Source organism: Paenibacillus sp. FSL K6-1096 (assembly GCF_037977055.1).
GTDB lineage: Bacteria > Bacillota > Bacilli > Paenibacillales > Paenibacillaceae > Paenibacillus_AQ.
Genome location: NZ_CP150274.1, coordinates 4,345,475 through 4,367,296, shown reverse-complemented (window position 1 = coordinate 4,367,296; position 21,822 = coordinate 4,345,475). Strand labels below are relative to the sequence as shown.

General features: G+C 57.5%; 18 protein-coding genes. 5 read left to right on the top strand and 13 right to left on the bottom strand.

Going from position 1 to position 21,822, the window contains the following annotated elements:
* Positions 1 to 111 precede the first annotated feature (111 nt).
* Positions 112 to 1,491 carry a polysaccharide deacetylase family protein gene (locus tag MHI24_RS19450; protein WP_340021176.1) on the bottom strand — a complete coding sequence of 460 codons (1,380 nt, stop codon included), beginning with the start codon at positions 1,489 to 1,491 and terminating at the stop codon, positions 112 to 114.
* 108 nt (positions 1,492 to 1,599) lie between these two features.
* On the opposite strand from MHI24_RS19450, the gene MHI24_RS19445 reads away from it, so the two are divergent.
* The gene (locus tag MHI24_RS19445; RefSeq protein ID WP_340021175.1) at positions 1,600 to 2,268 is read left to right on the top strand and encodes a DedA family protein; all 669 of its coding nucleotides are present in this window, start codon (positions 1,600 to 1,602) and stop codon (positions 2,266 to 2,268) included.
* A gap of 26 nt (positions 2,269 to 2,294) precedes the next feature.
* On the top strand, positions 2,295 to 3,245 hold the full coding sequence (locus MHI24_RS19440; RefSeq protein ID WP_340021174.1) for a YafY family protein: 951 nt from the start codon (positions 2,295 to 2,297) through the stop codon (positions 3,243 to 3,245).
* A 336-nt stretch (positions 3,246 to 3,581) separates the two neighbouring features.
* On the opposite strand, the gene MHI24_RS19435 is transcribed toward MHI24_RS19440, so the two are convergent.
* Both MHI24_RS19435 and MHI24_RS19430 read right to left on the bottom strand, forming a co-directional pair.
* Positions 3,582 to 5,114 carry a DHA2 family efflux MFS transporter permease subunit gene (locus MHI24_RS19435; RefSeq protein ID WP_340021173.1) on the bottom strand — a complete coding sequence of 511 codons (1,533 nt, stop codon included), beginning with the start codon at positions 5,112 to 5,114 and terminating at the stop codon, positions 3,582 to 3,584.
* A complete protein-coding gene (locus tag MHI24_RS19430) occupies positions 5,111 to 5,563 on the bottom strand; it encodes a MarR family transcriptional regulator (protein WP_340021172.1) in 453 nt (150 codons plus the stop codon). Before MHI24_RS19430 ends, MHI24_RS19435 begins: the two co-directional genes overlap by 4 nt.
* Positions 5,564 to 5,706: 143 nt before the next feature.
* Between MHI24_RS19430 and MHI24_RS19425 the strand changes: the two genes are divergently transcribed.
* The gene (locus MHI24_RS19425; RefSeq protein ID WP_340021171.1) at positions 5,707 to 6,399 is read left to right on the top strand and encodes a DinB family protein; all 693 of its coding nucleotides are present in this window, start codon (positions 5,707 to 5,709) and stop codon (positions 6,397 to 6,399) included.
* A 497-nt stretch (positions 6,400 to 6,896) separates the two neighbouring features.
* On the opposite strand, the gene MHI24_RS19420 is transcribed toward MHI24_RS19425, so the two are convergent.
* Entirely contained in the window at positions 6,897 to 11,180 is a 4,284-nt protein-coding gene (locus MHI24_RS19420) for an acyl-CoA dehydratase activase-related protein (RefSeq protein ID WP_340021170.1), read from the bottom strand.
* A gap of 119 nt (positions 11,181 to 11,299) precedes the next feature.
* A complete protein-coding gene (gene bcp / locus MHI24_RS19415; protein ID WP_340021169.1) occupies positions 11,300 to 11,761 on the bottom strand; it encodes a thioredoxin-dependent thiol peroxidase in 462 nt (153 codons plus the stop codon).
* Between the two features lie 103 nt (positions 11,762 to 11,864).
* Between bcp and MHI24_RS19410 the strand changes: the two genes are divergently transcribed.
* Together MHI24_RS19410 and MHI24_RS19405 are read left to right on the top strand one after the other, a co-directional pair.
* Positions 11,865 to 12,929: an LCP family protein gene (locus MHI24_RS19410; protein WP_340021168.1), complete on the top strand. Its 1,065-nt coding sequence runs from the start codon at positions 11,865 to 11,867 to the stop codon at positions 12,927 to 12,929.
* A gap of 105 nt (positions 12,930 to 13,034) precedes the next feature.
* Positions 13,035 to 14,351 carry a glutamate-1-semialdehyde 2,1-aminomutase gene (locus MHI24_RS19405; protein WP_340021167.1) on the top strand — a complete coding sequence of 439 codons (1,317 nt, stop codon included), beginning with the start codon at positions 13,035 to 13,037 and terminating at the stop codon, positions 14,349 to 14,351.
* A 377-nt stretch (positions 14,352 to 14,728) separates the two neighbouring features.
* On the opposite strand, the gene def is transcribed toward MHI24_RS19405, so the two are convergent.
* The 8 genes from def to MHI24_RS19365 all read right to left on the bottom strand — a co-directional run bounded on the left by def (position 14,729) and on the right by MHI24_RS19365 (position 21,680).
* Positions 14,729 to 15,292 carry a peptide deformylase gene (gene def, locus MHI24_RS19400; RefSeq protein WP_340026733.1) on the bottom strand — a complete coding sequence of 188 codons (564 nt, stop codon included), beginning with the start codon at positions 15,290 to 15,292 and terminating at the stop codon, positions 14,729 to 14,731.
* Between the two features lie 100 nt (positions 15,293 to 15,392).
* Positions 15,393 to 16,688, bottom strand: coding sequence for a stalk domain-containing protein (locus MHI24_RS19395; RefSeq protein WP_340021166.1), 1,296 nt, complete (start codon positions 16,686 to 16,688; stop codon positions 15,393 to 15,395).
* A 124-nt stretch (positions 16,689 to 16,812) separates the two neighbouring features.
* Positions 16,813 to 17,100 (bottom strand): hypothetical protein, encoded by a 288-nt coding sequence (locus MHI24_RS19390; RefSeq protein WP_340021165.1) that lies wholly within the window; start codon positions 17,098 to 17,100, stop codon positions 16,813 to 16,815.
* Positions 17,101 to 17,114: 14 nt separating this feature from the next.
* The gene (locus MHI24_RS19385; RefSeq protein ID WP_340021164.1) at positions 17,115 to 18,002 is read right to left on the bottom strand and encodes an inositol monophosphatase family protein; all 888 of its coding nucleotides are present in this window, start codon (positions 18,000 to 18,002) and stop codon (positions 17,115 to 17,117) included.
* Positions 18,003 to 18,171: 169 nt separating this feature from the next.
* Positions 18,172 to 19,179 (bottom strand): UV DNA damage repair endonuclease UvsE, encoded by a 1,008-nt coding sequence (uvsE, locus tag MHI24_RS19380; protein ID WP_340021163.1) that lies wholly within the window; start codon positions 19,177 to 19,179, stop codon positions 18,172 to 18,174.
* Entirely contained in the window at positions 19,176 to 19,493 is a 318-nt protein-coding gene (locus MHI24_RS19375) for a hypothetical protein (RefSeq protein WP_340021162.1), read from the bottom strand. The genes uvsE and MHI24_RS19375 overlap by 4 nt, the downstream gene beginning before the upstream one ends.
* A 47-nt stretch (positions 19,494 to 19,540) precedes the next feature.
* Entirely contained in the window at positions 19,541 to 20,632 is a 1,092-nt protein-coding gene (locus MHI24_RS19370) for a D-alanine--D-alanine ligase (protein ID WP_340021161.1), read from the bottom strand.
* A gap of 19 nt (positions 20,633 to 20,651) precedes the next feature.
* Positions 20,652 to 21,680 carry an amidase domain-containing protein gene (locus MHI24_RS19365; RefSeq protein WP_340021160.1) on the bottom strand — a complete coding sequence of 343 codons (1,029 nt, stop codon included), beginning with the start codon at positions 21,678 to 21,680 and terminating at the stop codon, positions 20,652 to 20,654.
* Positions 21,681 to 21,822: the final 142 nt, after the last annotated feature.

Genomic DNA, 21,822 nt, shown 5'->3' with positions numbered 1-21,822 from the left:
GCTCTATTCTTCCCACGAACAAGGATGCCCAGACATCCGGTGATCTCATTTTGCCTGAGCGGGACTTGCCTGCTGTAAATCTCTTCTGCCTATTTAACTCGGACACCCGGTTTATGCAGCCTTCACGCTGCGTTCGTCTGCATTCACTCTGGCCTCTACAGAAGGATGCCCTGCCGCTTCCAGCAATGTCCGCAGGGGAACCCAGAGCGCGGAATCAATGAGCTGCACAGACGCCGGCCTGAACTCCTCACTGCCGTCCTTGCGCAGAATGCCAATCTCCTGCTTCGCGGTATCCAGCGTCAGACTGCACCCGTTCCAAACTGCCGTTCCGCTGCGGGCTTCTGCATTCCACCCGACTTGTCCGCCCAGGCGTTCCACCGTGGCGCGGAGCGGAACAACATATTGCCCGTCCTGCAGCCGGTATTCGCCCGGCTTCAGTCTGGCCTCTACCCCGCCAACCTCCAGCGCGAGGGCTTTACCGGGGGTGATCAGTGCGGCATTGGGCACAATATTGGCCGTGACCCAAGCATCAGACGGCTTCGCCCGGTGCAGAGCAGCCGCCTTCCCGGACACCCTGAACTGCACCGGCTCACTCTGTTCGTCCAGCAGTCCGAATTCATAACCGGCCGCCTTGTACCGTTCAATAATTGCCGGCAGCGCCTTGGCGCTCTGCTCATGCCCCGATCCGTCATGCAGCAGCAGCACGACACTGGGCGAGGTCAGGTCAGCGGCCGAATTCCGCAGAATTTCGGCGGCGGGCACTCCGCGGCGGCGCGAATCACCGCTGTCCACGGTCCAGTCCATGACCGTATAGCCTGCCTGCTTCAGCAGCTCAAAATACGTATTGTCGAAATGATCAAAGGTCCCGCCCGGGGCCCGGACCAGCTGCGGACGGATGCCGGTGATCTCCCGCACGGTCTCTTCCGTCTGTTTGATCTGGCGCCAGAATTCTGTGAATCCGCTATATAAATCATGGTAATTATGATTATAGGTATGGTTACCGATGGCATGTCCCTGCTCATAGACCGCTTTAACCAGCTCCGGACGCCCGGCAGCCTGCTCACCCAGCATGAAGAAGGTGGCCTTGACGCCCTGCTGCTGCAGGATGCTGAGGACCCGGGGAGTGACTGCGCTCGGCCCGTCGTCGAAGGTCAGATAGACCACCCGTTTCTGCTTCGCCTGCCCGGAGGGTTCCGGAGCTGTTGTGCTCTCTTTTGCAGATAGGACAGAGATATGCGGCTTCTGCGGCTTCCCCGCTGCATGCCCGGCCGCCGCAGGCGTCAAATCTTGCACCGGAGCAGCCGGAGGATTATTCTTAGAGAGTAGAGGTAACGCCTTGCCGGCCTCAGCCTGCCGGGAGACCGCATTCTGCGCAGCAGGGAGATCCCCCCTTCCTCCATAGGCTGACACCCCCACACCGAGCACTACTGCAATCACCAGCAACCCGCAAATAATCAAGCGGCGGATAGATTTTCCCAGGCTTACCTTCATCTTCTCTACCTCCAGCATTCTATTGGCGCGATTCTGCCATTTGGTAGATTGTATGAAGACAAGCTTCAGATTAGAATTGGCTCACAGCCTTTGGAGAGTGAAGAATCGATGGAAATGCTGAAATGGATACAGGAATTGTTCGCAAGCTATGGATATAGCGTATTGTTCTTCGGGCTTCTGCTAGAATTTATTGCCCTGCCCTTTCCGGGAGAGACCACCATGGCCTTCGCAGGATTTCTGTCCTTCACCGGCAGACTGGATTTCTTCACGCTGATTGTTGTGGCTTTTGCAGGGACCACCATCGGCATGACCATCACGTATTTCATCGGCCTCAAGGCCGGGCTGCCCTTCATCCAGCGCTACGGCAAATGGTTTCTGTTCTCCCCCGCCAAGCTGGAGAAGACGCAGCGCTGGTTCGAGAAGTACGGCAGTATCCTGATCTCCATTGGTTACTTTATTCCCGGCGTCCGCCATTTCACCGGCTACTTTGCCGGCATCATCGCCCTGCCCTTCCGCAAATTCGCCATGTACGCCTACGGCGGCGCCTTGTTCTGGGTCGTCCTGTTCCTAGGCATCGGCAAAATCTTCGGTCCCCAATGGATGGGCATCTTTCACCTGATCGAGACCTACGCCCTGTGGATCGCTCTGGGTGTGATCTTCATTGCCGCAGTCATTATCCTGTACCGTTACCGGGCCGCCCTGCGCCACCGGCTGCTGCGCCGCAAATCCGTTGCCCGGCTGGAGACTAAGGTCAATGAGACCTCCAAGAACCGCTAAGCCTTAGCCCGAAAGAAGGTATTCCTATGAAAATCGACCGTCTCCTCTCCATCGTCATCCTGCTGCTCAACCGGCCGCTGATTCAGGCCAAGGAGCTGGCCGATATGTTCGAGGTGTCTGTACGCACGATCTACCGCGATATCGAGAGCATTAACGGCGCCGGAATTCCTGTCGTCACCTACCAGGGCTCCGGGGGAGGTATCGGCCTGATGCCGGGCTACCGGCTCGACCGCAACGTCCTGTCCGAGCGTGAGCTGGCCGATATTTTCACAGCGCTGCAGAGCGTCTCCTCCTATGGCGGCAGCCATCAGCTGCTAATGGATAAGATCAGCAGTGTCATTCCGCCGTCCCAGAAGGAAGCCTTCCGCAGCTTAACCACCCAGATGATCGTCGATCTCTCCCCGTGGGAGCTGATGACCCCGCTGGAGGAGCGGATCAGCCTGCTGAAAGAGGCGCTGGAGGAAGCAGTTGCCGTCACCTTTGAATACATATCAGCGGAGGGACGCGTGACCAGACGCACCATAGAGCCTTATACCTTGGTGCTTAAGGGACAGTCCTGGTACATATACGGCTTCTGTACAGAGCGCCAGGATTTCCGGCTCTTCAAGCTGCTACGGATGAAGGCGCTGGTGAAGGAGCGGCGGCAGTATACCCGGCAGGAGGTACCGCTGCAGGAGCTGCCCTGGAGCAACGGGTGGAAGGACCCTCAGCAGACCGTAGCGCTAACCCTTAGGTTCGCACCGGAAGGCAGGCATCTTGCCGAGGAGTACTTCGACTGCGGGACGCTTCAGCAGGATGAGCGCGGAGGATACATACTTACTGTTAACTATCCTGAGAACGACTGGCTGTACGGCTTCCTGCTCAGCTTCGGAACAACCCTTGAGGTGCTGGCGCCGGAGCATGTCCGCCGCAGGGTGGGCGAGGTGGCGCGCGGCGTTGCGGCGATCTACGCGTCAGACCTCCCGGAGCCGCAATAATCGCATTGATCAGCCTCCTAATTCATTTTGTCCGCACGGGTAAATAAACCTGAATCCATGCTGTCAGGTTTGCCGGTCTATACTGGTAAAGAGCAGCCGGCAAAATACCCCCACAAAGTGAGGCTTTGGCTTCGATGATGACTCAGGTACTTTGCGGGGACCCCATCTATCAAGTGGAAACGGCTATGCCGTCCTTTTTAAGGGCGGTATCGTTTCAGCGAGAAATATAAGGATAAGTTATCGTGTGGAACATATACATTCTTATATTTCAAAAAAGACGGTCCGGCAACCGTAAACGGTTATAGCGGATCGTCTTTTTTGATACTCAATATTGAATTATGCTCTCTGCGATTTCGCCAGATTCGGCTGCGGCTGTCCGCCGTCGGCTTCTTCCGTCTTCAGGAAGTCGGGCTGCGGCGAGGTCTTGCGGATGAACAGGGCCAGCACCAGGGCAGCCACCGTCACCCAGGTTGCCACCGCGAACGCATGGGTAATCCCGTTAATGGTCGCGTCCTGCGTCAGCTTCAGCATCGCTGCCTTGTCAGTCTTCGAGACCGCACCGCTCACCAGGGCATCCGTGATGGTGCTCTTCGTGCGGTTGGTCATCAGGCTGACGAACAGCGCCATCCCCAGCGCGCCGCCTACCGTCCGCAGGGTGTTAGACATCGCCGTACCGTGGGAAGCGAGGCGCTGCGGCAGCTGGTTCAGACCGGCTGTGACGATCGGCATCATCAGCATGGACATGCCGAACATCCGCGCGGTATAGGTCAGAATCAGATGGGTATAGGTGGTGTCTGTGCTGATCCGGCTGAATTCCCAGGTCGTTACGGTGGTGATGGCCAGACCGATGACGGCCAGCCATCTGGCACCGATTTTATCAAAAATAATTCCCGTAATCGGCGACATGATGCCCATCAGCACCGCACCCGGCAGCAGCATCAGTCCGGATTCCATCGGCGTAAAGCCGCGGATGGTCTGCAGATAGATCGGCAGCAGGATCATACCGGCATACATAGCCATCGTTACGATGATGTTGATCACGGTAGTCAGGGAGAACATGTTGTAACGGAAAATGCGGAACTCCAGCAGCGGCTTATCCGTGGTCAGCTCCCGCCATACAAACAGCGCCAGGGAGACCACACCCAGAATCAGGCAGAGGATGACGGTTGTGCTTCCCCAGCCGTCGGTTCCGGCATCACTGAAGCCGTAGAGCAGCCCGCCGAAGCCCAGGGTCGACAGGATGATCCCCGGCTTATCCAGCCGCGGGGAGGTCAGCTTGCCAACATTCTGCATCGTCTTCATGCCAAGCAGCATTGAGAAAATGGCCAGCGGCAGCACGATGTAGAACAGCACGCGCCAGGAGTAGTTCTGAACCACCCAGCCGGACAGGGTAGGCCCGACCGCCGGGGCAAAAATCATCGCAACCGCCATCAGCCCCATGGCCTTGCCGCGTTCTTCAATCGGGAAGATACGCAGGAACACAATGTTCATCAGCGGCATAAGAATCCCGGCACCCACGGCCTGAATCACTCTGCCGACCATAATCATCTCAAAGCCTGTTCCGATCGCACAGACCAGTGTACCTATGGAGAATAGCATCATTGCCGTCGTAAAAAGCTGGCGGGTTGTAAACTTCTCCACCAGATAAGCGCTGACCGGCACCAGCACCCCGTTCACCAGCATGAAGCCGGTCGTCAGCCATTGGGCTGTGTTGGCCAGGATATTAAGATCCTCCATCATTTTGGGCAGCGCCACGTTCATCAGTGTCTGATTGAGCAGCGCCACGAATGCGCCGATCAGCAGCGCGGCGATAATCGGTCCTCTGCGGACCGTCTTGGACGTTGCAGGGCCAGCAGTTATTGTACTCATAGCTTCTTGTTGTCTCTCCCTTGTTCTAGAATTCTGATAATTTCGCCATGCAGCCGCAGCAGTTCCTGTGCATCCTCAGCGGGAAGCTCAGCCAGGGGCTGCACATGCCGCCGGAATGACTGTCTGCTAAGCTCACGGATTTCCTTGCCCTTCTCGGTCATTGCCAGCTTGAAGCTGCGTCTGTCGCTCTGCGAGCGCTCTCTGGTAATCAGCCCGGCCTTCACCATCCGGTCCACTACCCCGCTGGCCGCACTGTTGCCCAGATGCAGCAGATCAGCAAGCTCCGTGATGCCGACATCAGGATGCATCGCCAGCTTACGCAGCACCATGAGCTGGGTTGAGGTTATATTAAGCTCTTCCCCATACTTCCACAGAAGCTGCTGGAAGTTATGGTTGATGCAGCGGAAAGAGGACAGAATATCGTCCAGCTGTTTTTCCTTTTCCTCCAAGCCTATCTCCCTCCACAAGCAGGATAATACTTCGTATACGAACTATTTACTTCGCATGCGAACTATTTTACTATTTACCTATTTCCCCGTCAATAACTAATTGCAGAAATTTTCTGAAAAACTATGGAAAGAAGGCCATGAAAATGAACCAGGAACAGCGGAATCACTGGAACGGTCAGCATAAAAAATTATCCGGAATTATTATGAGGCCTGAAGCGCATACGGCAGCCGTCACAATCTTCCTTGCGCTGCATTCTGCCCTGTACGCTCCGGAAGACGGCGGCGGGGAACCGGTAACTTATGAGGATTGCTTATGGGATCAGCTGCTGGAGCAGACCGTGCGCAGTTATCCTGTGAAAACCCCCGGCAGCCGCAACTCCATCGCCTGGCATCTCTGGCACAGCGCACGGATTGAGGATATTACCATGAATCTGCTGGTTGCGGACAGTGAGCAGGTGCTGCACTCGGGTCAGTATACCCGGAGGCTGGGGATTCCTTACGTTCATTCCGGCAACGGGATGAGCGGGCAGGATATCGCCGCCCTTAGCGGGGCGATAGATCTGGAGGCATTGGCAGCGTACCGGCACGCTGTCGCGAAGCGGACGCGTTCGGTCATTGCTGCGCTGGAGCCGGGACAGTTCACAGCCAAGGCCAGTGCGGCTCAGTTCAGCAGAGTCAGGGAGGAGCAGGCTGTCCTGGAGTCGGAGCAGTGGCTGCTTGATTATTGGGCGGGCAAAACGACAGCCGGCCTGGTGCTGATGCCGGCCACCCGGCATCCATTCGTCCACCTGAATAAAGCGATGCGCGTGAAGGAGAAGCTGCAGAAGCAGAAGTAATTTTGGAGGCATCCCGCCAATTCAGAGGGACACTTCCGCCCCTCGTTGGCTCCCGGCCTGCATCCGGCCCGCTTACCTCGCGCAAGCCAATGTGATCGGTTTTTCGATTACATTTGGCCCACGCGCCGCCTCCGGTCTCATTGTGTTCGGTTTTCCATAGAGATTCGGCCTGCGTTTGGGCGTGTACGGGAGCATTGTTGCACCTTTTGCAGGATCTTTCTATAAATGTTACTGGCTGTGGAGGATTGTTGCATTATTTGCAGAAATTTCGGTGGTTAGAGTAAGTTGGCGCTCGATTTGTTGCATTTGGTGCAGGATTTCCGCATAGGCCGCTTCTATGAGACTGTATTGTTGCACCTTTTGCAGGATTTCCATATAAATGTTACTGGCTGTGGTGCAATGGGGCCCTTCTCTCACCGCAGCAGTACGCATTATATTCGTTTTTCTGCATATCAAACAAGCGGACCGGCATATTTACCGGTCCGCTATATTTATACCTACCCTTGGCAGCCTACACTGCCCGCCAGCGCCGGGGACAGCGGCATCAGTTCCTCTGCCGCCTGCTTCCCGCTGGTCAGGCCGCTGGCAATCGACATCATCAGCTTGATGCGGTTGGCCTGGTTCACCACGCTGACCCCGGCATCGTAGTCGATGGCGACGATGTTCGCGCCCGGATACAGATCCTTCAGTCCCTTAATCATCCCGCGCCCGGTAATGTGGTTCGGCAGGCAGGCGAACGGCTGGATGCAGGCGATATTATTCACTCCGTTATCCAGCAGGTCCATCATTTCAGCCGTCAGGAACCAGCCTTCGCCCATCTGATTCCCGACAGATACGAGCCGGCCCGCCTTCTCGGCCAGGCCGTAGATATTCTCCCGGCCCTTGGACAGGCCGGCCTGCTCCAGCGCCACCTTAACCGGCTTGCGGTAGATTTCGAGATACGAGATCAGCATGGGATTGATGTAGCCCAGCCGTTTGCTTTTGCCGAATTGTTCGGCCTTGTAGATCGGATTGTAGACACAATAGAAGATGAAATCCAGGAAGTCCGGCATGACCGCCTCTCCGCCTTCCGCCTCAATCATATCGATGATCCGGTTGTTCGCGTCCGGGTGGAACTTGATCAGAATCTCCCCGACAATGCCGACCTTGGGCTTCTCGGCCTGAATCACCGGCAGACGGGAGAATTCCCCGACAATCTCGCGTGTCAGCCGCTTATATTCGCGGAAGGAGAAGGTCGACAGGCTGCTCTTACAGCGCTCCATGCCTTGGCGGAAAAGGGCTTCCGCACTTCCCGGAACAGCTTCATACGGCCGGAAGCGGTGCAGCAGACGCATCATCAGATCCCCGTAGCACGCTGCAGCAATCAGACGGTTCGCCAGCTTCAGACTGATGCGGAAGCCCGGCTGGTTCTCCATCCCGGAGGCATTCAGGGAAATCACGGGAATCTGCCCCAGACCTGCATCCTTCAGCGCCTTGCGCAGCAGGGAGATGTAGTTAGTCGCCCGGCAGCCCCCGCCGGTCTGCGACATAATGACTGCGGTCCGGTCAGGATCATAATCCCCGCTTTTCAGAGCGGACAGTATCTGCCCGATCGTGACAATCGCCGGATAACAGGCATCATTATTGACATACCGCAGCCCTTCCTCCGTCTCCTGCGGGCCGGTTGATTCCAGAATCTTCAACCGGTAGCCGGCATCCTGGAAGACCCGCTCGAACAGCTCGAAGTGAATCGGCGACATCTGCGGAGCGAGAATGGTGTAGGTATCCTTCATTTCCTTCGTGAACGGCACACCCGGCTGCGGCTTATAGAGCAGCTGCGGTCTCACTTCGCCCTTTTCGCGCTCGCGCATCGCAGCCTGCAGGGAGCGCAGGCGGATGCGGGCGGCTCCCAGGTTGCTGATTTCGTCGATTTTGATGAGCGTGTAGACCTTGTTGTGCCGCTCCATGATCTCCTGAACCGCGTCACAGGTAATCGCATCGATTCCGCAGCCGAACGAGGTGAGCTGGACCAGCTCCAGATCGTCCCTTGAAGCCGCCAGCCGGGCCGCACGGTACATCCGCGCATGGTAGGTCCATTGGTTCACTACCCCCACGTCCCCCTCACTGCGGTCCAGATGGCAGATGGAATCCTCGGTCAGTACAGCCAACCCCATCCCGGTAATCATATCGGCAATCCCGTGGTTGATCTCCGGGTCGGCATGGTAGGGATGTCCGCACAGCAAGATTCCCTTCGTGCCTGTCTCCGAGAGGAAGACCAGCGTCTCTTCGCCCTTGCTGCGCACATCATTCTTCGCCTGGTCAGCCTCAGCCAGTCCGGCCTGGACAGCCGCAGCAATCTCTTCCCTCGGAACCTCCGGGAACGTTCTTGCCAGAACCCGGGTCAGAGCCGGAATATCATCGAAGGTCAGGAACGGGCTGATCAGCGGCACACCCTGCTCCTTCAGCCCATCCATATTATTGCGGATCACCTCGGGATAGGAGGCAACAACCGGACAATTGAAATGATTCTGGGCCGCGTCATCCTCCTTCTTCTCATAGACCACCGCCGGGTAGAAAATGAAGTCCACACCCTGCCCGATCAGGTGCTGCACATGCCCGTGCGCCATCTTCGCCGGATAGCAGATCGACTCCGAGGGAATGGTATCCATACCGCGCTCATACAGCTTTTTGCTTGATTTGGGGGACAGCACCGTCCGGTAACGCAGAGAAGTGAAGAAGGTGTGCCAGAACGGATAATTCTCGAACATATTCATCGTGCGCGGGATGCCGACCGTCCCCCGAACCGCCGCCACTTCGGGCAAGCCTTCATAGTCGAAGAAGCGTTCATATTTATACTGCATCAGATTCGGCAGGCTGTTCTTCTCCTTCTTGCCGCCGGCTCCCCGCTCACAGCGGTTGCCTGTCACATGGAAGCTCTTATCGGGGAAGCGGCTGATCGTCAGCGCACAGTTATTGGCGCAGCGGCTGCAGCGGCCGGGTGCAACGGAATAAGTGAAGCTCTCCAATTCCTCCGGTCCCAGAATCGTGCTGATTCCTTCCGGGGCAGCCTGTTCTCTGGCGATCAGCGCGCAGCCGTAGGCACCCATTACACCTGCGATATCGGGTCTAACCACCGTACGCCCCGTCAGCAGCTCGAACGCCCGCAGCACAGCTTCATTATAGAAGGTGCCGCCCTGAACAATGATGCTGCGTCCCAGGTCCTCGGGGTTGCGGATTTTGATGACCTTCTGCAGCGCATTCTTCACCACAGAATAAGCCAGCCCGGCCGAGAGGTCGGCCAGCGTCGCCCCTTCCTTCTGAACCTGCTTCACCTTGGAGTTCATGAATACGGTGCAGCGGGAGCCGAGGTTGACCGGCTTCCGGGCTTCGAGCGCCGCCTCTGCGAACGCCTCAATGCCAAGCTCCAGCGCGGAAGCGAAGCTCTCCAGGAAGGAGCCGCAGCCTGCCGAGCAGGCTTCATTCAGCATCAGGCTGTCGATAGCCCCGCCCCTGATCTTGATGCACTTCATATCCTGGCCGCCGATATCGAGGATGAAGTCTACCTCCGGCATGAACCGGGAGGCCGCCTTGTAATGGGCCACCGTCTCCACCTCGCCGCCGTCAAGCCGCAGGGCGGCCTTGACCAGACCCTCGCCGTAACCGGTAGCGTACGCCCCGGCAATATGGCAGCCGGAGGGCAGCACCCGGTAAATCTCCTTCAGCGCATCCGTAACCGATTGCAGCGGATTGCCCTTGTTGCTTCCATAGAAGGTGTGCAGAATTTCGTCTGCCGCACCGGTAACCACCAGCTTGGTGGTTGTCGAGCCGGCATCAATTCCGAGATAGACCGGCCCCCGATAGGCAGATAGCTCCGCACGCGGTGCCGTTGCCGCGCGGTGACGGAGCCTGAACTGGGCCAGCTCGTCGGGCGTCCCGAACAGCGGAGCCAGCTCGGCATCCTCCGCCCGGTCCAGCGAGAAGTCGACCGCCGCAATCCGGGAGATCCAGCCGGAGAGCGGCAGGAACAGGGGATCAGACGGCGCCAGTGCCGAGCCGATGGCCACGAAATATTGCGAGTGCTCCGGGAACAGCACCTCGCCCTCCCCCAGCCCCAGCGTCTCCGTGAACCGGTCGCGGAGCGCGGACAGGAAGGTCAGCGGTCCGCCCAGGAACGCGACGCGGCCGCGGATCGGCCGCCCGCAGGCAAGACCGCTGATCGTCTGGTTCACGATGCTCTGGAAGATCGAAGCCGCCACATCCTCACGGCGCGCCCCTTCATTCAGCAGCGGCTGCACATCACTCTTCGCGAATACGCCGCAGCGCGAGGCAATCGGATAGATCCGTTCATATTTCACGGCCAGCTCATTCAGCCCGCCAGGATCGGTCTGGAGCAGCGAGGCCATCTGATCGATGAACGCTCCGGTGCCGCCGGCACAGGCAGTATTCATCCGCTGTTCCACCCCGCCGCTGAGATAGATGATCTTCGCATCCTCTCCGCCCAGCTCAATCGCGGTATCGCACTGCGGAATCCGCTCACTTATCGCTCTGGTGCAGGCAATGACCTCCTGGACAAACGGAATCTCCCCCAGCTTGGATAAGGACAGGCCGGAGGAACCGCTTACCGTAAGCGCCGCTTCGCGATCCGGGAATCTCTGCTGCACATCTGACAGGAGGGTGATGGCTGCTTTTTTGATATCGCTGAAATGACGCACATAATCCTGATATATAATGGTACCCTGCTCCATGACCACCAATTTGGCCGTAGTGGAACCGACGTCTAGCCCTATACGCAGTATTTTCATGCTATCCCCCATACCTTGCTCCAAATTTGAAGTAATATGAGGCAACTATATCATGAGAGCGCCTGACCCAGGCTGTTAGAAATGTAACAGACAAATGCAATTAATTCCCAGCATACTGATTATTTCACGATTTGTTCCAATGCTGCGTCCACATGGCCCTTCACCCGGACCTTGCGCCACTCAGCCCGCAGAATTCCGTCCTCATCAATCAGGAAGGTCGAGCGGACGATGCCCATGAATTCCTTGCCGTAGAGCTTCTTCTGCTGCCATACGCCGAACAGCTCGCTGACCTTATGCTCCTCATCGGACAGCAGCGGAAACGGCAGGCTGAGCTTCGTGCTGAATTTGCCGTGCGCAGCTATGGGATCGGTGCTGATACCAAGAACCACGGCTCCATGCGCAGACAGGGTATCATGGGCGTCGCGGAAGTCACACGCCTCTTGTGTGCAGGCCGGGGTATTGTCCTTGGGATAGAAGTAGAGCAGCACCTTCCTGCCGCGGTATTCGCTTAGAGTAATCTCCCGCCCGGTGGATGCGGGGAGCGTGAAGTCGGGGACCTCCTGGCCGATGGTAATATTCATGTAGAATCCACTCCTTGCCGATATAGTTGGTGAACCTGAAATTGACGCGTCTTCCCAAAAGAAATTATAATGTAGAGACTGCGAACCGGAAAGGACGAACGAAATGCCGCCAAGAAAGAACCGGCACGCAAAGGCCGGCAAGTCAAAGAAGAAAACGCTGCTCTGGACTCTGGCAATCTTCCTCCTTCTAATTATAGGAGGTCTGGTTTATTATTTCACCGCAATCTACAACCAGCTCGATAATCTGCACAAGACAGGCGACGATTCTCCGTTTGCTAATGTTCCTACACCCTCGGCGGAGGCGGTTAAGCCCCCTGAATGGGAGGGCACAGAGCCGGTTAACATCCTGCTGATGGGCGTGGATGCCCGCGGGGTGAAGAAGGGCGAGGTTCCGCGCTCGGATACGATGCTGGTGGCCTCTCTGGACCCGGTGAAGAAGAAGTTCTATGTCTTCTCTATTCTGCGCGATACGTATGTTGATATTCCTGACCACGGGACCCAGCGGATCAACGCTGCCATTACTTACGGACCCAATACGGCGATGCAGACGGTAAGCGACCTGCTCGGCATTCCGATTCAATATTATGTCTATACCGATTTCCAGGGCTTCATTAAGCTGGTGGATGCCGTGGGCGGTGTGGACTATGAGGTCGAGAAGGACATGCACTACACCACCAAGGCAGACGGTCCGGAATACGACATTGATCTCAAAAAAGGCTTCCAGCACCTGGACGGCAAAATGGCGCTGCAATATGTGCGCTTCCGTCACGATGCCACCTCTGACTTCACCCGGACCGAGCGCCAGCGCGGCTTCCTCAAAGCGGTGGCGGACAAGGTAATCAGCACCACTTCGATCATCAAGCTGCCGAATATTCTCGGTCAGGTCACGCCGTATATCGACACGAACCTTGATGTTAATGACATGTGGAAGCTGGCAACGGTAGGTTATGACAGCTCTATGGGCGGCAGTGCACAGATCCCGCCGATGAAGCTGATCCGGGAGAAGACCCTCAAGGACGGCTCCCAGGTGATCAGCTTCAGCAGCGAGCGGGCGCTGAAGCAGTTCGTTCAGGATACAATGACAGCGCCGGACCCGACGCCAACCCCTGCTCCTGACGCAGAGGCTTCTCCGGGCAGCAGCCCGTCAGCAACACCGGGAACGAAGTAGCACCCAATATAACCATGCTTGGCACACGGGGCGGGCGGACAGCGGGAATCAGCCGCGGTTCGCCCTTTCCCTTGCGCACAAGCCAAGAAGAAAGGAACATACCCTATGAACCGCAGTACATCAGAACAGCTATACCAGGAAGCGCTCCAGCATATCGTCGGAGGCGTGAACAGTCCCTCCCGCTCCTTCAAGGCCGTGGGCGGCGGTGCTCCCGTATTCATGAAACGCGCCGGAGGCTCACGCTTCTGGGATGAGGACGGCAATGAATATATCGATTATCTGGCCGCCTATGGCCCGATCATTACCGGACATGCCCACCCGCATATCACCGCTGCCATTACAGAGGCTGCACAGAACGGGCTGCTCTACGGCACGCCGACTCAGCTTGAAATCAAGCTGGCCAAGATGCTGAAGGAAGCGATCCCCTCCATGGACAAGGTGCGGTTCGTCAACTCAGGCACCGAAGCGGTAATGACAACCATCCGCGTAGCCCGCGCCTACACCAAGCGCAGCAAAATCATCAAGTTCGCCGGCTGCTATCACGGCCACTCCGACCTGGTGCTGGTCGCCGCAGGTTCAGGTCCATCCACGCTCGGCATCCCGGACAGCGCGGGCGTTCCGGCCAGTATTGCCCAGGAGGTCATCACCGTTCCGTTCAATAATCTGGACGCCCTGCGTGAAGCGCTAGAGACCTGGGGTAAGGATGTTGCCGCCGTGATGGTTGAGCCGATTGTCGGCAACTTCGGGATGGTCATGCCGCAGCCGGGCTTCCTGGAGGGCCTGTGCAAGCTGACCCATGATAACGGCTCCCTGGTCATCTATGATGAAGTCATCACCGCCTTCCGTTTCCATTATGGCTCCACTCAGACCTATGCCGGACTTGAGAATCATGAGGAGATCATCCCCGACCTGACAGCTCTCGGCAAAATCATCGGCGGCGGGCTGCCCATCGGCGCATATGGCGGACGGAAGCATGTCATGGAGCAGGTCGCTCCGCTCGGTCCGGCTTACCAGGCCGGCACGATGGCCGGCAACCCGGCCTCTATCTCCGCCGGTATTGCCTGCCTGGAGGTGCTCAGCTCCGAAGGCGTCTATGACGAGATGGAACGGCTGGCGGTCCGCCTGACCGACGGACTTCAGGCCTCCGCTGACCGCCATGGCATTCCGCTGACCATCAACCGGATTCGCGGCGCCTTCTCGACGCACTTCTGCAGCCATCCGGTCACGAATTATGATGAAGCGCAGGATACTGACGGCGAGCTGTTCGCCAGCTTCTTCCGCCACATGCTCAGCCGCGGCATTAACCTGGCCCCGTCCAAATATGAGGCCTGGTTCCTGACCACCGCGCACACAGATGCAGACATCGATCTGACGCTGGAAGCAGCCGAAGCCTCCTTCGCGGCGATGGCGGCGGAGAAGTAGTCCATCGCCAGCAATGTTCGATACGCTTATCATAGACTTATGCGGACAGAGAAGGCGCTATTGTACCCAACAATCCAGTTTTTACGCCTAGCGCGGACTCAGAAGCTCTTAAACCCATCTTTTCAGCATAGAGAGACTGCAAAGTGATGGGTTAACGGCCTCTGTGTCCGATCAGCCTAGGGAGTTGTAACATTCCTCTGGATAAGGGCCTCCCAGTCCATCACGCAGAATTGCATAACAATAAGGGGTGTCTCAACAGCCATGCACATGGCCTGAGACACCCCTTATTCATCATTCAAAGTCGATTGGCTTATCCAATCGGACAGATCCGCCACAGCCAGATACAACGCTCAGGCGCGCCCATCCGCCTCTCTCCGCTAACTCCCCTTCTGCTCATACAGGCTGCGGATCTCCACATCCTGCGGCAGCTTGAACGGGTTCTGGGCATTGATCCGGTCGTAGAACATGATGCCGTCCAGATGATCCATCTCATGCTGGATCACAATAGCCTGATACCCCTTGAACCGCTGGGTAATGACCTGGCCGTCCAGATCGAAGCCCCGCACCTTCACCGACTCGTAACGCGGCACGAAGCCGTGTACAGGCCGGTCCACGGACAGGCAGCCTTCACTCTCCGGCAGATACACCATCGCCATGGAGTGGCTGATGATCTTGGGATTCACCCAGGTGTACTCTACCTTCCGGCCGTTCTCATCCGTCAGATACATGACGAACATCCGTTGCGGCAGCCCGATCTGATTGGCGGATAAGCCTACTCCAGACCGCAGCTTATATTTGGCAGCCATCGCCTCATCCTGGCTGTTCTTCAGGAACTGCATCATACATTGCAGCGCCTCGCGGTCCTCCTGCCGGAGCGGGACCTGCACCGGCTCGGTAACGGTACGGAGCACAGGTGCTCCTTCCCGTACAATATCATCCATCGTGAGGATATAGTCCTTCTTAAACTTGGCATTAGACAACTGCGTTCATCCACCTTTTCTGATTAGGCCTAATTGATTCATTTAGATAGCTTATGCGGAATTATGGATTAATGAAAGCTGTCCGCAGCTTGGCGCTGTAGTTCACATCGAAGCCAAGGCCGGTAGCAAGCGCGCCCAGCGGGAGATAGGTTTTGTCCTCCTTGCCCACCTTGTGCAGGAAGGCCGGGGTATCCAGCGCCACATCCGCACCGTTCACCTTCATGGTCTTCGCCCCGATTGTAATCACTACCGTTCTTCCGCCGTAGGTGACGGTTGCGCTGGAGGTCTTGTTATCCCATTTCCCCTGCGCACCTACCGCATTCAGAATATCCTTCAGCGCCAGGAAATTCTGCCCGTTCTTCAGCACCGGCTTATTGGGCGTGTTCAGCTCCGTCCCCTTCACCACGATGGACATCGGCGCAGCCGCACCTGAAGCCAATGCAGGTACTGCCGGAGTCCGGTATTCCCCCCATTGCAGTCCGGCGAACACTTTGGCGATCCTTTCATACCCAACCTGTGTAGGGTGAAAATCAGCCGCTCCTGCCCCGATAATATGGGTGAGCGATGCCTCCGTACCCGCAAAGACAGCCGCAACATGAGCGATCTTCACAGGGGCATCAGCCTGATTAAGCGATGCCGCAATCTGATCGGCGGCTGCAGTGAACTGCGCAGCGGCATTCATCAGCTTGTCATACGAAGCGCCCAGGGCAATCCGCGGAGCCGGCTGATACTGATCGGCCAGCAGGATGGTGGCCTGCGGATTGACCGCCCGGATATTCTGCAGCGCTGCGGATACATTGCTGCTATATTCCGTGAGGCGCTCGGCCAGCTGGGCGGCGAAGTCGGTATCCGTCAGCGTCTTATAATTCAGGAACAGGCTGCTGACATCGTTGCCGCCAATCGTCAGGGTAATCAGGTCGGCAGCGGCAAGCTCGGCCTTGATCTGCGGAACAGCCGCTGCGAACTGGGCAATTCTCGGATCAGGCAGGCCGGGCTGAATCGCCTCTGCGTTTACAGCCGCCCCCTCCTGGATCGCCTTGGTATACTGAAGCAGCCCAGCGGTCTTAAGGCCCAGAATACCGTAATTGCTAAGCTCCGTTCTGCCGTGGTACCAGCCTTGCTCCAATAACCGTTCAGCATAGCCGTACGGCTTCACGCCCGGATCGGTCATCCCCGGCTCATATCCGGCAGTGATCGAATCTCCAAGTGCCACGATGCGAAAGACATCCTGCGCCGCCCCTTGATCTGCGTCTGCTGCTGCCGCAACGGCCGGACCCGCCTGTACTTGAATTAGTGCGGCCAATAACAGCAGTCCGCCTGCAGAGGCTGATATGAATCTTCTCCATGTCTTCAGCATCGTATTCCCCCTAAATTAGTATAATTCCATTCTAACACCCGTTCCCGCTGCGCAAAAGAGCGGCTTCCCGGCCAACCCGGAAAACCGCTCTCTTCTGAAGCTAACCGGCCGCAGGCCGGCAATTCTATTGCTCCTCGCTGCCGGGCGATGCAGGCTTCCTCGGGCCATCGCCGTCCGGCGTGCCGCTGTATCCGGCCCGCTTCATATACTTATCGTACCGGTCATCCAGCTCATAGGCGATTTTGCGGTAACGAAGCGTCTCTTCCACAATGGGATCAAGGGTGGTCTGAATCCGGATCTCGTACTTGGGCGAAATCTGGCGGAGCTCCTTGGCCTTGCGGTCGGCCTGCTCCATCTCGCCTTCCACCAGCAGCTCGGTTAATTTCTGTTCCAGATCGTCATTCTCGTTCATGACGTTCAAGCCTCCTATTGCTTCTTGAAGCCTGTAGCATCTGCTGCCTGCAGAGCGCCTACCAGATAATCATGAATCTGGCCGTTGCTGGCTACTACATGGCGTGTACTAATGTCGTAGGGGTTCCCCAGCGTATCCGTGACCTTACCGCCGGATTCCAGTACAAGCAGTACGCCTGCCGCGCAGTCCCACGGACTAAGCCCGACCTCCCAGTACCCGTCCACACGGCCTACAGCAACATATGCCAGATGCAGCGCTGCCGAGCCTCCGGCGCGGATGCCGCGCACCTGCGGCAGAATCTGCTGCAGCCCGGCCAGATTGGCCGGCTGGGCAATCACCCGGTCCGGCGGGAAGCCCATGGCAATCAGGCTGCTGCCCGGGTCCGTCTCCGCCGATACCGCTGCCCGGATGCCGTGCATATATGCGCCCTTGCCCTTCTCGGCCACGAACATCTCGTCCCGAATCGGGTCGTAGATGACCCCTACCGTAAGCTCTCCCTTCACCACCAGTGCAATCGATACACAGTAGAAAGGGAAGCCGTGCACGAAATTGGTGGTGCCGTCGATCGGATCGACAATCCACAGATAGTCATGCTCCCGCGCTTCCTCCAGAGCGGCAGTGACGGCCTCGGCTCCGGGCTGAACCCCTTCTTCCCCCAGGATGGCATGGTCCGGATAATGGGTCAGGATCAGCCGGCGGATCATTTGCTCTACCCCTTTATCCACCTCCGTAACGAGGTCCTGGGCAGAGGTCTTGCTGCCCAGCTCCTTGACCTGGCCTTGTCTGGTCTTGATCCATTCCCCCGCTTTGGCGGCCGCATTGATGGCTACCGCCGTATGCCCCTTGCTTGTAACCACATAAGGCTCCCGTTCATTTCGGTTATCAGGACTTACAGGACTCATCTCTTCACTCCGCTTTCTTTGAACATGTCGTTCTCCCATGGAACGCTGTCTCTAGCAGTACGCCAAATTCTCAGGCTGCTCAACTTGCATTCAACGTACCTTATTTAGACTGACTTATCAAGTCACAACCGGCACAGTTAAATGGCCTAACGGTCAAGTTTTTTGCCGGTTATGGTTCTATATTCACGCTCGCTCCGTTTCGTACCATAATTCCGTTCCCGCCCGCAGCTAGTCCCTTCAGCTCCTCCATCAGAGCGAACAGCGCCCCGTCCTTCAGCTTCGCCTCAATCATGACATCCACGGCCGGGGTATCGGCGGCAATCCGCTTCAGGAAGGCAAGCAGCGGCGCCAGCTCCACGCCATCAGCATGGCTGCGCGGATCAGACGGGCTGCGCGGACTGGACACATGAATCTTCGGCGGCAGCGGCTCCCCGGGCTGCGCATCCTTCTGGGCCAGAGGGCTTGTCCAGGTCTGCTGAATCTGCGGCCACAGCTCCCAGGGCAGCTCGCCCTCATTGTTCACCCATTGATGATGGATATCCAGCACCATCGGCAGCTCCAGCCTGCGGCAGACCTCAAGCGTCTCCACGGCGTTGAACGTCTTGTCGTCGTTCTCCAGCGTCATCCGCTCCCGGAGGGCAAGCGGCAGCGCCGCGCACTGCTCGCAGAAGCGCTCGGCTGACGCAGGCTTGTCCCCATAAGCTCCGCCAATATGGATATTGTTCTTGGCGGTAGCCGGCAGCCCCATGGCCTCCAGCATGTCCGTATGATGCCGGAGATCGCGGACCGAGCTGGCCAGCACCTCAGGACGCGGCGTGCTCAGTACAGTGAAGTGATCCGGGTGGAAGCTGACACGCATCCCGTGGCGTTTCACATAGCCGCCCACTTCAGCGAATTCCGCAGCAAGCGCAGTTAGCGGCTGCCAGTCCGCCAGATCCGGATGTGTCGCCAGCGGGACCAGCTTGGAGGTCATCCGGTAGACCTCGATATCCGAGCCGGTATTATGCTTCAGCAGACGGAGCGTATTGTGCAGATTCATCCGGGCGATGGATTCCAGCTTACGCAGCGCCGCCTCCCGGTCGCCCAGCTTGCTGAAGCTGGCCATCGTCATTGTTTTGGAGGGAGAGCAGTCCTTGATCACCGTAGACATGGCGACATAGCCGAAGCGGACAATCATCCCTCTTCCCCGAAGAACATCTCATAGGCAAGAGCCGTCTGGATACGCGATTCATCCTCAGTCAGCTTGCGGACCAGATCCATCTCCACCGCCGTGACCTCATGACCCTGGAAGTTGATTTCAGCAATCGATGCGGAGATTTTGACAATCGCCACCGCCGTATTCTCCGGGTTATAGGCGATCACCTTCTGGCCGGTCGGATAGACACGGAAGCCCTGTTTCACCATCTTGGTGCGTCCATACTCCAGCAGCTCATATAGCTCCTGCTCATTCTTGAACTTGCATACCGAATTGAACTCTGTCTGAAATCCCATAAGTCTCTCTCCTTCCCGGCCGGAATGCTCCCGCCGATCAACATGTTTTATTCGTTATCGTATTTGAGTCCCTGTCTGAACCGGTAACGCTCCAGCGCAAGCCCGATCATGCGGTCCAGCAGCGCCCGGTAGGATACGCCGGTCTCGCGCCACAGCAGCGGATACATGCTGAACGGGGTGAAGCCCGGCATCGTGTTCACTTCATTAATCAGAATCTTGCCGTCAGACTTGCGCAGGAAGAAGTCGGCCCGGGTAATCCCGCTGCCCTCAATCGCCTTGAAGGCCAGAATCGCCGATTCACGCAGATGGTCAGCCACCTCGGGATCGACAGGAGCCGGGATCAGCATCTGCGATTTGCCGTCGGTATACTTGGCCGCATAATCATAATATTCACCGGAAGAGACAATTTCACCCGGAACCGAGGCTTCCGGCTCTTCATTGCCCAGCACCGCAACCTCCACCTCACGGGCATCGATGAACTCCTCAATAATAACCTTGGTATCATATCGGAAGGCATAATCCACCGCCTTGATCAGGCTTTCTTTGTCCGAGGCCTTGGAGATACCCACGCTGGAGCCCAGGTTGGCCGGCTTGACGAACACCGGATAGCCCAGCTTATCCTCTATGCCGACAATCAGCTCGTGGCTGCGCTGCTTCCAGTTCGCCGCATTGAAGTAACAGTACTCACACTGCTCCAGCCCCGCCTCGCCGAACAGCTTCTTCATGACCACCTTATCCATGCCCGCCGAGGATGCCAGCACGCCTGCGCCAATGTACGGGATATTCGCCATCTCGAACAGCCCCTGAATGGTGCCGTCCTCTCCGTTCGTGCCATGCAGCAGCGGGAACATCACATCAATGACCGCCTCGCCGCCGCTCAGCCCGCTGAACACTGCGCCCAGTGCGGTCCCCATATCTCCCGACGCTTCAGTGAGCTTAAGCTGCTCGATGGCGGTGAAGGGAGCCGTAAGCACAGTGCCCACCTTCCAGACGCCCCGCTTGGATATATAGAACGGAATAATCTCATATTTATCGTAGTCAAAAGCGTTCATAACCGCAAAAGCCGTCTGCAGCGATACCTCATGCTCCCCGGATTTGCCGCCGTACACCAGTCCTACGGTAGTCTTAGCGTTTCCCATGCCCTAACCTCTTTCCGAATTATAAGTAGTCATTAATATGAAAAAAACGATAAGCCGTCCGGTCCGTCCAGGCATAGGAATCCTTGTAGTCCCAGTAGCGGTGGCGGCTGCTGACTGTCCGGGCATTCACCAAAGGCATACCGCCTGCATCAAAAGCAGTGACAATCGTGCTGTGCTGGTAATGTCCGTTGCCGTCCCAGTCATACTGGATGACATCGCCCAGCTGAAGCTGGTCGGGACGCTCAACAAGCTCGGCGCGCAGGCCGCTCTGGCGGCTTCCGCTTAAATAGCGCTGCAGGCTGTCCGAGACCGCCCAGCTGAAGCTCCACCATTCCTGGGTACCGTTATAGCCCTTGTACCACCAGCCCGTTTCTCTTTTACCAGTATAGTGGATAGGCGCTCCCCCTGCAAAGAGACATTGGGAGACATAATTCGTGCAGTCCACCTCAAAAATCTCGAACTCCGGATTCCCGTCCTTCCACCAGCGGTCGGCATACGCAGCGGCCTCCTCCCGGCGGTAGCGCACTGCACTCTCCCGTCCGGCTCCGCCCAGGACACGGCGGTTCAGCAGCGGCTGGGACGGGCGCGGAACAGGCAGCACCTCTCCCCACTGCGAGAGGCGGACCGCCGGGTCACTCTCCACCAATTTGCGGATTCCGCTGCGCTCCGGAACACGGTGCTCCACAGTCACAATCTCCCACCCGCCCTTCTCGCGCACGAAGGTCAGGCGCTCGGACTCCACCACATCCTCACGGTGCGTCATTCCGCCCTTCTCATAATAGAAGGCGCTGTGCAGCGCCACATCGGCAACGACCTCGGCCGGATTCTGCCGCACGGTACGTACGGTCCTGACTCCGGTCTCCCCTCGCAGCGGAGTAATGCCCCGCCGTCTGTACCACTGGGCGATCCGCCGGGAGCGCGCCTGCTGCTCTTCCACGAACCGCGGGTCTCTGATGGTGGTATGCCGCGGCTCAGACCCGGGGGCAACCCGCCCCTTGTTCAGCTGATCCACATAGACATAGAGACTTTTTTTCCATTGCTGCTCCATTTCATACTCCGCCCTTTCGTTGCCGTTTTGGCTGCTGTCCTATATATATGAAGGATTTCCTGCACCTATACAGCACGAAGGCGATTTAACTCTGCGGAGGAGCAGTCCTGTGCCAATTTCTGCTGCGGCAAACCTCACATCC